This window comes from Kandleria vitulina DSM 20405, from assembly GCF_000702065.1.
Classification (GTDB): domain Bacteria; phylum Bacillota_I; class Bacilli_A; order Erysipelotrichales; family Coprobacillaceae; genus Kandleria; species Kandleria vitulina.
The window spans coordinates 1-13286 of sequence record NZ_JNKN01000038.1; the positions used below are offsets into that span (position 1 = coordinate 1).

General features: G+C 35.3%; 15 protein-coding genes and 1 riboswitch. Of the genes, 3 read left to right on the forward strand and 12 right to left on the reverse strand.

Annotation, left to right across the window (positions count from 1 at the left end; all coding sequences use genetic code 11):
- Both T513_RS0108055 and T513_RS0108060 read left to right on the forward strand, forming a co-directional pair.
- Positions 1-231: transposase (locus T513_RS0108055; protein WP_202961739.1), on the forward strand; the 231-nt coding region annotated here is incomplete at its 5' end.
- Positions 232-354: 123 nt separating this feature from the next.
- Positions 355-1266, forward strand: a complete 912-nt coding sequence (locus T513_RS0108060; protein WP_031589710.1) for an alpha/beta hydrolase — start codon at positions 355-357, stop codon at positions 1264-1266.
- Positions 1267-1285: 19 nt separating this feature from the next.
- Here T513_RS0108060 and T513_RS0108065 read toward each other — a convergent pair whose 3' ends face one another.
- From T513_RS0108065 to T513_RS0108095, 7 genes are all read right to left on the reverse strand, one after another.
- A complete protein-coding gene (locus tag T513_RS0108065; protein ID WP_031589711.1) occupies positions 1286-1537 on the reverse strand; it encodes a hypothetical protein in 252 nt (83 codons plus the stop codon).
- On the reverse strand, positions 1534-1824 hold the full coding sequence (locus tag T513_RS0108070) for a hypothetical protein (protein ID WP_031589712.1): 291 nt from the start codon (positions 1822-1824) through the stop codon (positions 1534-1536). Before T513_RS0108070 ends, T513_RS0108065 begins: the two co-directional genes overlap by 4 nt.
- A 69-nt stretch (positions 1825-1893) precedes the next feature.
- The gene (locus T513_RS0108075) at positions 1894-2778 is read right to left on the reverse strand and encodes a DegV family protein (RefSeq protein ID WP_029070891.1); all 885 of its coding nucleotides are present in this window, start codon (positions 2776-2778) and stop codon (positions 1894-1896) included.
- Positions 2779-2819: 41 nt separating this feature from the next.
- A complete protein-coding gene (lysA, locus tag T513_RS0108080) occupies positions 2820-4130 on the reverse strand; it encodes a diaminopimelate decarboxylase (RefSeq protein ID WP_031589714.1) in 1311 nt (436 codons plus the stop codon).
- Positions 4131-4142: 12 nt separating this feature from the next.
- Positions 4143-4889, reverse strand: coding sequence for a 4-hydroxy-tetrahydrodipicolinate reductase (gene dapB, locus T513_RS0108085; protein WP_029072623.1), 747 nt, complete (start codon positions 4887-4889; stop codon positions 4143-4145).
- 1 nt (position 4890) lies between these two features.
- Positions 4891-5790 carry a 4-hydroxy-tetrahydrodipicolinate synthase gene (dapA, locus tag T513_RS0108090; RefSeq protein ID WP_029070888.1) on the reverse strand — a complete coding sequence of 300 codons (900 nt, stop codon included), beginning with the start codon at positions 5788-5790 and terminating at the stop codon, positions 4891-4893.
- Positions 5790-6254, reverse strand: coding sequence for an ACT domain-containing protein (locus tag T513_RS0108095; protein ID WP_029070887.1), 465 nt, complete (start codon positions 6252-6254; stop codon positions 5790-5792). Before T513_RS0108095 ends, dapA begins: the two co-directional genes overlap by 1 nt.
- 65 nt (positions 6255-6319) lie before the next feature.
- A riboswitch (Lysine riboswitch) is annotated at positions 6320-6493 on the reverse strand.
- A 211-nt stretch (positions 6494-6704) separates the two neighbouring features.
- Between T513_RS0108095 and T513_RS0108100 the strand changes: the two genes are divergently transcribed.
- Positions 6705-7382: a PRD domain-containing protein gene (locus T513_RS0108100; RefSeq protein WP_029072621.1), complete on the forward strand. Its 678-nt coding sequence runs from the start codon at positions 6705-6707 to the stop codon at positions 7380-7382.
- Positions 7383-7412: 30 nt separating this feature from the next.
- Here T513_RS0108100 and treR read toward each other — a convergent pair whose 3' ends face one another.
- From treR to T513_RS0108125, 5 genes are all read right to left on the reverse strand, one after another.
- The gene (gene treR, locus T513_RS0108105) at positions 7413-8132 is read right to left on the reverse strand and encodes a trehalose operon repressor (RefSeq protein WP_029070885.1); all 720 of its coding nucleotides are present in this window, start codon (positions 8130-8132) and stop codon (positions 7413-7415) included.
- A 109-nt stretch (positions 8133-8241) separates the two neighbouring features.
- The gene (locus T513_RS0108110; protein WP_031589715.1) at positions 8242-9084 is read right to left on the reverse strand and encodes an AraC family transcriptional regulator; all 843 of its coding nucleotides are present in this window, start codon (positions 9082-9084) and stop codon (positions 8242-8244) included.
- Positions 9085-9338: 254 nt separating this feature from the next.
- Positions 9339-10673, reverse strand: coding sequence for a tRNA uridine-5-carboxymethylaminomethyl(34) synthesis GTPase MnmE (mnmE, locus tag T513_RS0108115; protein ID WP_031589716.1), 1335 nt, complete (start codon positions 10671-10673; stop codon positions 9339-9341).
- Positions 10666-11835, reverse strand: coding sequence for an MFS transporter (locus T513_RS0108120; RefSeq protein ID WP_029070843.1), 1170 nt, complete (start codon positions 11833-11835; stop codon positions 10666-10668). The genes mnmE and T513_RS0108120 overlap by 8 nt, the downstream gene beginning before the upstream one ends.
- Before the next feature lie 55 nt (positions 11836-11890).
- Positions 11891-13081 (reverse strand): Mbeg1-like protein, encoded by a 1191-nt coding sequence (locus tag T513_RS0108125; protein WP_031589717.1) that lies wholly within the window; start codon positions 13079-13081, stop codon positions 11891-11893.
- Positions 13082-13286 lie beyond the last annotated feature (205 nt).

Here is a 13286-nt window from a genome sequence, read left to right on the forward strand (position 1 = left end):
TCATTCTGGGATAGAGATGACATTCCTGTTTACAATGCTGATAATCCAAGAGAATATCAGTTTAGCGGCAAAAGAATACACAGAGGGCAATATAAAACCGCAAGCGGGAAAATAATCAATGCGGATGTTAATGGCGCATTGAACATCATGCGTAAAAGTAGCGTTGTGGATGTTAACATCCTATACGGTAGAGGCGAAGTGGACACGCCTGTAAGAATAAGGATTGCCTGACTTGTCGGGTGGAAACTTAAATATCAAACTTCTTAAATAGAACCGTCAGGTTCTTAGAAGCCACCTACCTTTAGGTGGGTGGTAGTTCACTTGATATAATCATATTATTAGGAGGAACCTATCATGAAAAACGATACAAAAATCTGTATTGGTGCTCTTCTTCTTGGAGGATTAGCAACCTATTATTATGCAGGCTATCACGCCTTAAAAAATGCAGCTACAAAAAAAGAAATCATTAATCATAGAAGCATACGAAAAGGCGATCTTGATTTTTTAAGACAGGTAGAATTTGAAGACCTATCCATCACAACCTTCGATGACCTGACCCTAAAAGGAAAATTCCTTCCTGCCAACACCCCAAGCAATAAAGTGGTCATCCTCGTACACGGATACCATTCAACCAACTTCAGAGAATTCGCGCACTTCCTCAAATTCTATCACAACCTCAACTACCACATTCTTATGCCAAACAATCGCGCCCACGGCGATAGCGAAGGAGAATACGTCGGCTTTGGCTGGCTAGATCGTCTAGATATCATGGAATGGATCCATGAAATCCAGCAGCACTTTAACTTCCAGCCACTCCAGATCGTCCTCCATGGCATTTCCATGGGTGGGGCCACTGTACTTATGACGGGTGGGGAAACACTCAGTCAGGATGTCAAATGCATCATCTCCGATTGTGCCTACACTAGCGCTCTCGATGAGTTCAAGGATGTTCTTCACGAAAAAGATATTCCCCCATTCCTGCTTATACCTAATGCCAAACGTGTAAGCAAGAAAGCAATCGGTTTTGATATTGAAGAGGCAAGTGCCTTAAAGCAGGTCAAGAAAACAAAGATTCCAACTTTATTTATCCACGGTGATCAAGATAAATACGTAAAACCTTATATGGCTTATGAACTTTATAATGCCTGTGCAAGTGAGAAGGATCTCTTGATTGTAGAAGGAGCAGGACACGCTCAAAGCTATCAGACAAATCCTCAGCTCTATGAAATGACTGTAAAGAATTTCTTAAAACGTTATATCTCATAAAAAAAGGGAATGATTAAAATTAATCATTCCTTTTTTTAACTCTATCGACAACATATGGGATAGCGACCACACCAATTGCATAGATCACAAGCACAATAGTAAGTAAACCTAAAATGAACATAGGTACAGCACCTGGGACAAGTAAAAATTGATCATTTATGATAAGAAATGCATCATAAATGAAATAAACAGCTAGTAAAACATAAAGAACTTTTAAACGTTTTTTCTCATTATCTTTTTGATTTGATTTTTCTTTTATCATTTGATTCATAATTTAACCCCATATAATTTGATTTTATCATAGTAATTGACAGCTTCTTTTGCAAATTTAACACACTTCTGTAATGCACTAACTAATTTATACCCAGCTTTTGCTTCTAAAACAGCCATTCCCATTATAACTGCGGGAGCTAATCCAACACTTACTGCTGCAGCAAGTACGCCAATGGATGCGCCCGTTGCAGGGCTTAATATAACTTGTGCCATTGTTCCATATGAATTATTCTCGTTCACTTTATTCTTAAATGTCATACATTGATTTTGCTTATAGTTATTCAAATTATCGACTCTAATACGATAGTGTGCTTTATAGCCAACTTTTAAATATTCCTTACTGAGTCAGCATCTTTATGGTTTCTTGATAAGTGTCATTCCAATAGGATATGGTCCAGTATGGACACCAATTGTAGCACCAATTGGCAATAATGAAATATCAATGGAAGATTGTGGATAGTGAGATGAAAGTGTCTCTTTTACAAGATTTAAGACTTGTTTTCCTTCTTCTTCATCGTAGCCGTAGCCTACGCTAAAGACATAATCAGAAGGATCAATCTGATTGTTTTCCATATGCTTAATTGCATTTTCAATAACTTTCTTGATACTTCTTTTTCTTCCTCTTGCAACACCATCCGCAAAGATTTCTCCTTCTTTAAGAACAATCAATGGTTTAATCCCCAATGTTTTAGCTGCAACACCTGCAACCTTTCCGATTCTTCCTCCATGAATAAGATAATCAAAGCTTCCTACAGTAAAGAATATTCTTCCTGTATCCCTTACTTTCATAATACGTTCAACACATTCATCATAATCTACTTCTTTAGAAAGCTTAGCAGCTTCTCTAACATATGTTCCTTGAAGGACTGTATTGAATGTGCAGTCAATAACGGTAATCTTACGATCAGGATAATCATCTTCTAATGATTCCTTAGCTAATCTCGCACTATTATATGATCCTGAGAATTTACTTGTAATACAGATACAGATGATATCTATTTCCTGATCAAGATATTTCTTAAAGACAGTTGTGTAATCTTCAATAGAAGGTGTAGATGTCTTAGGAAATTCATCTTTATGGTCAACCATAAACTGATAGAACTCTTTAACACTAAGATTCACATTCTCTTTGTATTCTTTTTCTCCAATACGAATATAGAAGGGAACAACTTCTACATCGTATGCTTTAGCAGCCTCAATTGTTAAATCGCATGAACTATCTGAAATGATTTTGTACATAAATTTTCCTCCTAGAAAAGAAGGACATGATTAATCATGTCCTAATAGTTTTCTTCTACATCATAAGCAATCAAGTCTTCAAAAGTCTGTCTTCTTACTACTGTCTTTGATTTACCTTCATAAGTAAATACAACAGCAGGCTTAGGAAGCTGATTGTAATTTGATGACATTGTATAATTATAAGCACCAGTGGAGAATACTGCAAAAATATCTCCTGCTTCAATATTAGCAGTTACAGGTAGATCTTTCGCAATAATATCACCTGATTCACAGCATTTACCGGCAATTGTGACTGTCTTAGTCTTCGTTTCTCCTGCCTTGTTGGCAACGATTCCATCGTATTCAGCATCATATAATGCAGTACGGATATTATCGGACATACCACCATCAATAGAAACATATGTTCTAACGTCAGGAATTTCTTTAATTGTACCTACAGTATATAAAGTAATTCCAGCATTTCCAACTACATAACGACCAGGTTCAATCAATACGGCAGGTCTATCCCAGCCTCTTTCATCATAATGTCCATTGATGACCTTCATGATCTCAGAAGTGATTGTCTCAAAGTCCAATGGTTCATCTTTCTTGTTATAGGCGATACCATAACCACCACCAGCGTTTACTTTTGACACAACAATTCCAAATTTATCATAGATTTCATCAACGAAGCCCATGAATTTCTGCATTGCGCTAATGTAAGCGTAAAGATCAAATACCTGAGATCCAATGTGTGCATGTAAACCTTCAAATACAATATTTTCACTGTTTACAATCTGTTCAATAGCTTTCAAGTAGATTCCAAAATGAGAAGAGAAACCAAACTTTGTATCCTTATGACCAGTCTGAATAAAGTTATGTCCGCCAGCCTTGATACCAGGTACAACACGTAGTGTTGCATAGACCTTCTCATTTAATTCTCCCGCAATCTTTTCTACAAGATCAATTTCATTGAAGTTATCAATTACAAAATGATTAATGCCATGACTAATCGCATATTCAATTTCTGATGGCAATTTATTATTGCCATGGAAGTAGATCTTCTTAGGATCAAATCCTGCTTTTAAGGCAATACTGATTTCTCCTGCAGACACGCAATCAATACCGATGCCATATTCCTGTGCAAGTTTATAGATGGCTAAACAACTAAAAGATTTTGACGCAAATAAAGGTAACGCCTTATCATATTTATCCATAAATTTTTCTTTGAGCTCATTCATCTGATGACGAATATGCCCTTCACTCATAACATATAAAGGCGTCCCATATTTCTTTGCAAGATCACTCGCCTTTACATTATCAATATATAAATCATTACCTCTAATCTCTGCAAAACTTGTTTGTAAAACCATCTCTTGTTCTCCTTATTCGTATAGTGTACTTAAATCATAAAGGCCTGCTTCTTTCTTTAATAAAGCATTCATCGCTGAAACAGCGCCTTTCGCAAAAATATCTCTTGATAAAGCAGTATGCTTAATTTCAATCAATTCGTCATCTCCTCCGTATAGGACAGTATGTTCTCCGTAAATTGTCCCAGCACGAATTGACTGCATACCGATTTCATTTCTTTCTCTAGCCTGATGTCTTGATTCACGATCATATACTGCATGTGCTCCTTCAATTGACATAGCAGCAGAATCATAAAGCATCTTAGCTGTACCTGATGGTGCATCAATTTTTCTATGATGATGTGCTTCCAAGATTTCTACATCATAGTTATGTGCAAAGAATTCCTTAGTAAATTCTCTTACCATCTTATTTAACATAGCCACCCCATAGCTTGTGTTATAAGACTGGAAGATTGGAATTACTTTTGATGCATCTTCAATTTTTTTCATATCTTCATCTTTAAATCCAGTAGTTGCAAGAACAACTGGAACCTTATGTTCTAATGCAAATGAAAGAATATCATCTAGATTAGCAGGATGTGAAAAGTCGATAATAGCTTCAACATCCCCTTTCACTTCTTTTAAACTCTTATAGCTAGCTACTCCTGGATCTTGATCAAATACTGGGGAAACAACTCCAACAAGTTCAAGATTATTATCTTCATTTACTGCATTAACAACCTTTTTCCCCATGACACCATAGCCATATACAACTGTCTTCATCCTAGTACCCCTTTCTTTCAAACGCTTCCATTGCATCAAATAATAGTTTCTTATTTTCATCAGTAGTTGGAATAAGTGGTCTTCTTAACATTTCTGAATCAATAAGTCCCTTATGTTTTAATGCTGCCTTAGGCATAATTGGATTTGTATCAATGAATAAGTACTTTGATACATCATTGAAATCTAAAGCCATTTCTCTAGCTTTTTCTAAATCTCCTTTTAAGCAAAGCTGTGCAAACATTTCAGTTTCTCTTGGATAAACATTAGATAATACTGAAATAACACCTTTACCACCAGCTGCGATAAATGGAAGAATATTATCATCACATCCAGAATATAGATCAAAGTCCATATCTCTTGTTCTTGTCAATACTTCCATTGCATAGTTGATATCATCAGTTGCATCTTTCATTGCGACAATGTTAGGAACTTTTGCAAGTTCTACAACTGTATCAACTGTGATCTTCATACCAGTTCTTCCTGGTACATTATAAAGAATCATTGGCAATTCAGGAGCTGCTTCACTAATTAACTTATAATGTTCAATAAGCCCTCTCTGACTTGTCTTATTATAGTAAGGAGTAACAACTAAGTTTGCATCTGCTCCTACTTCCGCATTAAACTTTGCTTTCTGGATAGCGACTTCAGTATTGTTAGAACCTCCTCCAGCAATAACTTTTGTCTTTGTGCCTTTACACATTTCAACTGCAATCTTAGTTAATTCCATTTCATCTTCCCAAAGAATAGTTGCCGGTTCACCGGTTGTACCATTTACAAGTACAGCCTGTACTCCAGCATCAATCATTCTTTGTACATGCTTTTTAAATCCTTCATAATCAATGCTGCCATCTTCATGCATTGGTAAGATCATAGCGACAGCACTACCTTCAAATATTGCCATTATTCAATAGCCTCCTTAATTTTCTCTAACGCCTTGGCGATATATTTTGAGTGTAATACAAACGAAATAGAAATTTCACTTGTAGTCACCTGAGAGAATGGGATCTGATTTTGTCCAAAGATGTCAAAGATTTCTGCAGCGACACCTGGTTCATCTCTCATAGCTTCTCCTTCAACGACTAGCTTACCTACATTCTTATAGGTATGGATAGAAATTCTTGGGTGATTGTCATTCACTTCCTGAATAGCTTCATTCAACTGTTTCTGGCTATCCTCTTCACAAGTAAAATCAATACGCAATTCTTCTACAAAGTTGACTGAAGAAATCATATCGATATTAACCCCGTGTTTTGAAAAAGTCTTAAAGATATCTGCCACAAATAATGAATTCTTTTCTACATTATCCATTCTTACCTGAATGACCTTTTCATCTGCTTCAATTCTTGTTAGTACACCTTTCTTCATGGTGATCCTCCTCTCTACTAAAAAAGCAATAGCGTATGCTATTGCCTGTACTTATCCTATATAAGTTCACCAATAGCCCTCCACAAGCATATAGCCTTGTGACAATAAAATAGATATTCTCTATTTTACCAGATAATCAGAACATGCAAATTCTCATCTCTTCGGCAATCCTCCTCCTTCAATATCTGGTTGCATCCATATAATATTGAACTCATAGTCCTTGCACCTCTATTTGTTACAATATTATCATACTTAATTTTAAATTACAACCTATAAACTAGAATGATGCAAATACACCCTCTTTTTTAAATAAATTTACTTTCAAAATACATGGATTATACATTATATTGGTGAAAACGCATACAAAAAATTGATTTTCTACTAGACAAATGATATCAAAACATATAAGATATGCACGTGAAATAACACACGAAAAGAGGTATTTTATTAATGGCCAATACTTTAGAAAAAAAGCTTGAACATATTAAAACTCACGTTACAAAAGTTGTTAATGATTATGCAAACAAAAATCATTTAACAGTTTCAGAAGAAATCATCAATAATCTATCCGTGCATCTTTCACTATCAATTACAAGAGCTCTTTCAGATAACTATATTCATACAAGCCATTCTCAGCTTGAACAATGTAAAGATCTCTATACATATCCTATTGCTAAAGAAATCATCAATGATTTATGCAAACACTATGAAATTGAATTATCTGAATCAGATCTTTACAATACCGCAATGTATCTTGCTGATATGACAATCCTTGATCTTGGATTCGATGCCGAATTTGATATCGTCGATCAGGAAATTGAAAATATCATGGATGAAACATTGGATACTATTCGTATTAAGTTAGGATATAATCTACGTGAAAACGAAAAGTTCGTAAGAGGCATGAGTCTTCACTTCTATCCTGCTATTGATAGACTTGAAGAAGACCGTCAGATTACTGATAACCCATTGATGCAGACCGTACAGAAATATAAGAAATCTTATGAATGTGCGCATATCATGAATGATATTGTAAAAAGACATTTTAATAAATCGTTCAACAGCTACGAATTATCATATATAGCTATTCACTTCCAGACTGCATTTGATGCACGTACTGCTGTATAACTAAAACCCCTCCATATGGAGGGGCTTTTTTTATTTTCTTGTCGCAATATCTTCAAAACAAAAATAATCAGGACGATGTCGTGATTGAGTAAATTCAAAAAGAGTACCATCCTTTGTATAAACCTGTCCTGTAATGACTGCCATACAATTATAGTCATTAAGTTCAAGATAGCGCTCATCAACTTCCGTTCTTCTTTCCACGCTCATCGTACGCTTACTTGTCATAATTGAAACACCCAATTGTTCTTCAAGATAGCTATAAGTAGAATCTTCCACAATCTCTTTTGTCAGTCCCTTAACAACATCCTTTAAGAACATATTGATATCTAGAATCAATGGCTTGCCATCAAGATATCTGATCTTCGTAATAAGATAAAGATCACTTCCTACAGGAAAACCACTTTGTCTTGATATATTTTCATCCGCCTTGATTTCCTCAAATACAATCACCTTCGTCTTAGCTTCAAGATGATTTCGTTTAGCTGAATCCTTAAACGTCTCAATACCACCGATCAGATAATTCGCTCTACTGATTGGCTGATAGATCACAAAGACCCCGCGTCCCTTCTGTGATTGCAGATAACCTTCTGCACTCAATTCTCTAATAGCTCTTCTTACTGTGTTTCTTGAACATCCGTAGACATTCACCAACTGATTCTCTGAAGGAATAAAAGTCTGACCAGGATAAACACCTGTTTCAATCTTCTCCTTTAGATCTTTATATATATTTTCATATTTCATCTTTGGCATAGTTCTTACCTCATTTACTCAGTAATTATAAATAAAACATCCTAAAAACTCAATAAATCATCTTTTTATGAATGTCTTGTATTAGAAAAAGGTGCTTAGGCACCTTTCATTATGATTTACATATCGGAATCCAAAGTTCCATTTTGTAGTCTTTACTGTTCATATCACCTTCATAATAATATTCAAAGTCAGGTTTTCCTGAATGAACATAACCATGCTCAGGAAAGAAAACTTCCATCGCATATTTCCATCCGTTATGAATGCACTCCGGAACAGTGCCTATTAACTCTACAACAGCATACTCTGTTTCTTCAACTTCCAAAACCTCTAAGCCCATACTTCTAGCTTTGTTTACATCATTAACGATGTAAGCTGCCATATAGTTTATTGTATTTGGACTTTCGACATCGTGACAAACACCTACGATTTCACCACTTCCTAAGCTTGCAAGTTCATCGTAGCTATATTTTTCATATAGCTTATCCCAAACACTTGGACATAATGATGAATTGATGCTTTGTTCATTTAACCCTGCAACTGTAAATGCTTTTTTCTTTTGAATTGTAATGTTCATGCTTCTTCCTCCTCTTACACTTAGTGCTAATTGCACTCGTGAAACTAATTTAAACGGTTTTCCGTTTCTTACTTCAGAAGGAGTAAATCCATGATAATTCTTAAAAGCTGTCCCAAATGAATCCGATGATTCATATCCAAATCTGAATGCAATATCAATAATTTTTTCATTTGTATTTCTTAATATTACAGCAGCTTCTGTCAATCTTCTGCTTCTCAAATATTCTGAAAGCGTCATTTCAGTCAAAATAGAAAACAAACGACTGAACATAGAATAAGAATATCCAGAAAGCTGAGTTACTTTCTTTTCATCAATCTTATCATCAAGAACTGTTTCAAGATAATCAATCGTACTGTTAAACGATTTAATTATATTCATTTGAACTTCCTCCTTTCTTTTAGTTTATTTTAGTATAGAAGAGTATTTCTTTTCTTACCCTACATTATTCGTACAAATTGTAAAGGGATCATCCATAGAATATCATTTAATTGAACTTTATCATACCATATTTATACATCATAGATATAATATTACAGTCTTGTAATAATCGCTGCTTTTTTGAAAGTAACCAGAAAAAAGGGCAAAGCAAGGTAATCACTTGCTTTGCCCTTCACTATAAAATTAATACTTTTTTACTTGCCTACACAAAATCTTGAGAATAATTCATCTAGAAGATCTTCTTTAGCCTGTTCACCAAGAATCTCTTTTAGATTATTCCATGAGTCATAGAGATCTTCTACAATAAGATCAACAGGTATTGATGCTTTCATAGCATCAATACTGCGATCTAATGCTTTAGAGGCATTCATCAGCAGTTCAAGCTGACGCTGGTTAGCTAATACTTCAGCATCTTCTCCATTGATAGAAGAAAAATCAAAGGAATCTTTGATATAGTCTACAAGTTCATCAATATGTGCTTCCTTAGCACTGATGTGAATACCTTCTTCTTCAATGACACATCCCTGATCTGACTTATTGATAATGATAATACGATTTGTATCTTTGGTTTTATCAAGAATCATCATGTCTTCATCTTCTAGTGGACGAGAACCATCCAATACGACAAGGACAAGGTCTGCTTTATTGATTAAAGATAAAGATTTTTCAACCCCCATCTTTTCAATCATTTCTTCGGTATCATGAATACCGGCTGTATCGATCATATTAAGAACAATGTTGCCAAGACGAATGCTGCCTTCAACAATATCTCTCGTTGTACCAGCGATATCAGTAACAATTGCTTTTTCTTCTTCTAATAATGCATTTAATAATGATGATTTTCCAACATTAGGTTTACCGACAATAACTGTTGAAATACCATCTTTCATTAATGAGACATTCTGTGATTTCGAGATTATCTTATTCATCTTTTCTCTTAAAGAAACAGATTTGGGTAAGAGTGTTTCAGCTGTCATGATTTCTACATCATCATATTCAGGATAATCAATATTGATTTCGATTGAAGTAATGATCTGAATAAGATCTTCTTTTAGATCCTTGATGAAATGAGAAATATTTCCCTGAATTCCTTTTAATGCTAATTTAGATGCTTCATCATTGTTGGCAGTAACCATATCGCTGATTGCTTCAGCCTGAGATAAATCAATTCTTCCATTAAGGAAAGCACGTTTTGAGAACTCCCCTCTTTCAGCCATTCTTGCACCCTTGTTTAAACAAAGATTCAATACTTTTCTAGTGATAAAGACACCACCGTGACAATTGATTTCTACCATCTCTTCACCAGTGAAAGTATGTTTACCACGATAGATGCTGACAAGAACTTCATCTACTTTTTCATCCCCATCAACGATATATCCGTAAGTAATTGTCTGTGTCTTCTTATCCTTGATCTTACCAGTAAAGAACGACTGTACAAAATCAATCACTCCGGTACCTGATAAGCGAATAATAGAAATAGCAGCTTCTAATCGAGATGTCGCAACAGCTGCAATAATATCATCATTCATAATACTTCTTCTCCTTAAATAACATGGATATAATAAGTGATCCCATAAAGGCAATCAACGCAAATAGAAAAGGATTCATTGGATTTTGAGTATAGATCAATCCAGCGATGGAAGAACCAAGAATCATTCCCAATGATTTTATAGCCTGATAAAAGCCAAGAACAAGATTTCTTGATTCCTTTTTTGATAAACTGGTAATCATATTTTGTTCTACAGGAATGATAATAGCATAGAACCCATAAAATATCATGACAATCATTATAAATAGCAAGACATTTTTTACCATCAGAATTATTGCCAGGGAAATACTGCTCGCTAAAAGTAAGAGACTATTGCTTTTAGAAATGCGAGTATGACGCATAATATAAAGACCGATGGTCATATTGGCAACAAGTGACATGAGCCCTACACTTCCTTTAATAAGTCCATTATAGCGACTTGTTAAATGGAAGATATCTTTTAGATAATAGTTGAAGCTCTGATCTAGTGAGGTATAGCCCATGAAGACTAGAACACTCATCATGAATAATAATGCAAATGTCTTATTCATAAATAGTTTCGCATTCATGAATGCACAAAAGGGGTTGGATTCTTTTAATACACCAAGATGGAACTTTTCTTCTTTGGTTTCATGACTTAATAAGAAGAAGGCCAATCCTGTCAATGCAAGCTGAAGAATCTGAATCGCAAAGGACATGAAAAGACTCACTTCTCCAAGCAATCCACCAACAAAATAGCCAATAGCACCAGCTACTGTCTGAATAGTAGCATTAAGCGTCAATAGCGCCCCTCTTTCCTCTGGTCGAGAATGTTCGGCAATATATGTCAAAGAACCGACAAAGAACGCTCCACACGATAGACCCGCAATAAGTCTTGCAGCCAGTATAAATGAGGATGTTCTACCGATACTAAACAGCAGCTGTCCGATCGCATAGCCAATACTGCCGTAGGCCATGACGGTCTTTGACTGCAATACGTATGTCATCTTTCCCCAGAATGGAGATGAGATGAACATGCCAAATGACATCATCGCATAAGCCATTCCAAACATGGCATTATCGAGATGTAGCCATTTAAAATAAGTTGGGGTAATCGGATGCGCATAGCTCGCAGCTAAATTAAACGATATAATTAATAATAAAAATAATCCTTTTTTCTTCATATTTCTCTCCTTGCCCCATTATATACAAAAGTATGTGATGACGCAAAGCGAACGCTTATTTCAGTTTCTGCTTTTTGATCTTATGATTTTCCTGATAAAGCATCATCAGTATTTTTAAGATCAGATCTCTTTTATCTGAAGAGATAGTAATCATTGATTTCAATATAGCCGCAATGTTTGGCACATTCATATTTAAGAAGTCTGTCATCGTGACAATGTTGGCTTTCTCTAATACTTCAAATAGTACTTCTACAAATGTTTCTCTTTCATCTACAGGAATAGAGTGAACCCATGTCTTAAATGTCTTTTCTACACGCTGGCTTTCTAGATCTCTTTTATTGGTAAGAAGAAATGATGAACCATTGACAATCCAGGTGTAGCCATCATGTTGAGAGAGACCATCCGCAAAGCTTTGGACGGTCTTATCTTTACGATAATGATCAAGAGCCATTCCTATTAAAGAGAAGTATGGTGTATAGCTATGAATACGATCTTTTATGAGATAATATCTTTCACTTTCTTCAAAGGGAGATCTGAATCCTGGTCCATCAAAGTTGAAGATGTCATCAATCTTCTTTAAATATTTTTCATTGATATGAAAAGCCGCATAGATAGCTAAGTTTCCCCCTTTAGAATGTCCTCCTAGCTTATAATGCATAAAATATTGACGCCATGATTTTCTTGTAGTCTGTTCTACATACTTTACGGCTCTTACTTGTCCTGCTACTGGTTCCTTGTAGATCATCGTCCAGTTTTCTTTCCATCCTACGAGCGTATCATCTGTTCCTCTGAAGGCAATAAAAGTAGAGAATGGTGCATATTGTATATGTATAGCCGCAAACTGCTTGGCTTGTTCATAATCACTTTCATCTACAAAATGACTCAGCTTGATATTCTTAAAACGTTCACTTACTGCCATCTCATGGAGAAGTTCTCTTTCATGGCTTTTTGCATTGTTATGTGGTTTTCTTTTGGGCTTATCTTCCATCAGGAAAACATCGCGTGCTTCTTCATTTTTAACAATGCGCAATTGTTCATATTCTACGTTTCCTACTTCTAGATAAAGCAGTTCATTGTAGGCATCTTGTAATGAGATCGTCTTTTCATTAGAAGAGACGATGCTGTTCCAGTCAAAATATGTAAGCATACTGAATATAAGTGCATCTATTTCATTGAATGGCATCTTTCTAAAAGAAAGATGTCCCAAGAATCTTACGTATGTAATAATGTTGTCTTTTCTTTCCATACTGCATCACCTTGTTTTTATTGTGAACTACCACCCACCTAAAGGTAGGTGGCTTCTAAGAACCTGACGGTTCTATTTAAGAAGTTTGATATTTAAGTTTCCACCCGACAAGTCAGGCAATCCTTATTCTTACAGGCGTGTCCACTTCGCCTCTACCGTATAGGATGTTAACATCCACAACGCTACTTTTACGCATGATGTTCAA

Bases quoted from the DNA above. Each gene is read 5' to 3' on its own strand.
- lysA (WP_031589714.1), bottom strand. From the start codon at position 4,130: ATGGTTTTACAAACAAGTTTTGCAGAGATTAGAGGTAATGATTTATAT.
- dapA (WP_029070888.1), bottom strand. From the start codon at position 5,790: ATGGCAATATTTGAAGGTAGTGCTGTCGCTATGATCTTACCAATGCAT.
- treR (WP_029070885.1), bottom strand. From the start codon at position 8,132: ATGCCAAAGATGAAATATGAAAATATATATAAAGATCTAAAGGAGAAG.
- T513_RS0108060 (WP_031589710.1), top strand. From the start codon at position 355: ATGAAAAACGATACAAAAATCTGTATTGGTGCTCTTCTTCTTGGAGGA.
- T513_RS0108110 (WP_031589715.1), bottom strand. From the start codon at position 9,084: ATGAATATAATTAAATCGTTTAACAGTACGATTGATTATCTTGAAACA.
- mnmE (WP_031589716.1), bottom strand. From the start codon at position 10,673: ATGAATGATGATATTATTGCAGCTGTTGCGACATCTCGATTAGAAGCT.
- T513_RS0108100 (WP_029072621.1), top strand. From the start codon at position 6,705: ATGGCCAATACTTTAGAAAAAAAGCTTGAACATATTAAAACTCACGTT.
- T513_RS0108095 (WP_029070887.1), bottom strand. From the start codon at position 6,254: ATGAAGAAAGGTGTACTAACAAGAATTGAAGCAGATGAAAAGGTCATT.
- T513_RS0108075 (WP_029070891.1), bottom strand. From the start codon at position 2,778: ATGTACAAAATCATTTCAGATAGTTCATGCGATTTAACAATTGAGGCT.
- T513_RS0108065 (WP_031589711.1), bottom strand. From the start codon at position 1,537: ATGAATCAAATGATAAAAGAAAAATCAAATCAAAAAGATAATGAGAAA.
- dapB (WP_029072623.1), bottom strand. From the start codon at position 4,889: ATGAAGACAGTTGTATATGGCTATGGTGTCATGGGGAAAAAGGTTGTT.
- T513_RS0108125 (WP_031589717.1), bottom strand. From the start codon at position 13,081: ATGGAAAGAAAAGACAACATTATTACATACGTAAGATTCTTGGGACAT.
- T513_RS0108120 (WP_029070843.1), bottom strand. From the start codon at position 11,835: ATGAAGAAAAAAGGATTATTTTTATTATTAATTATATCGTTTAATTTA.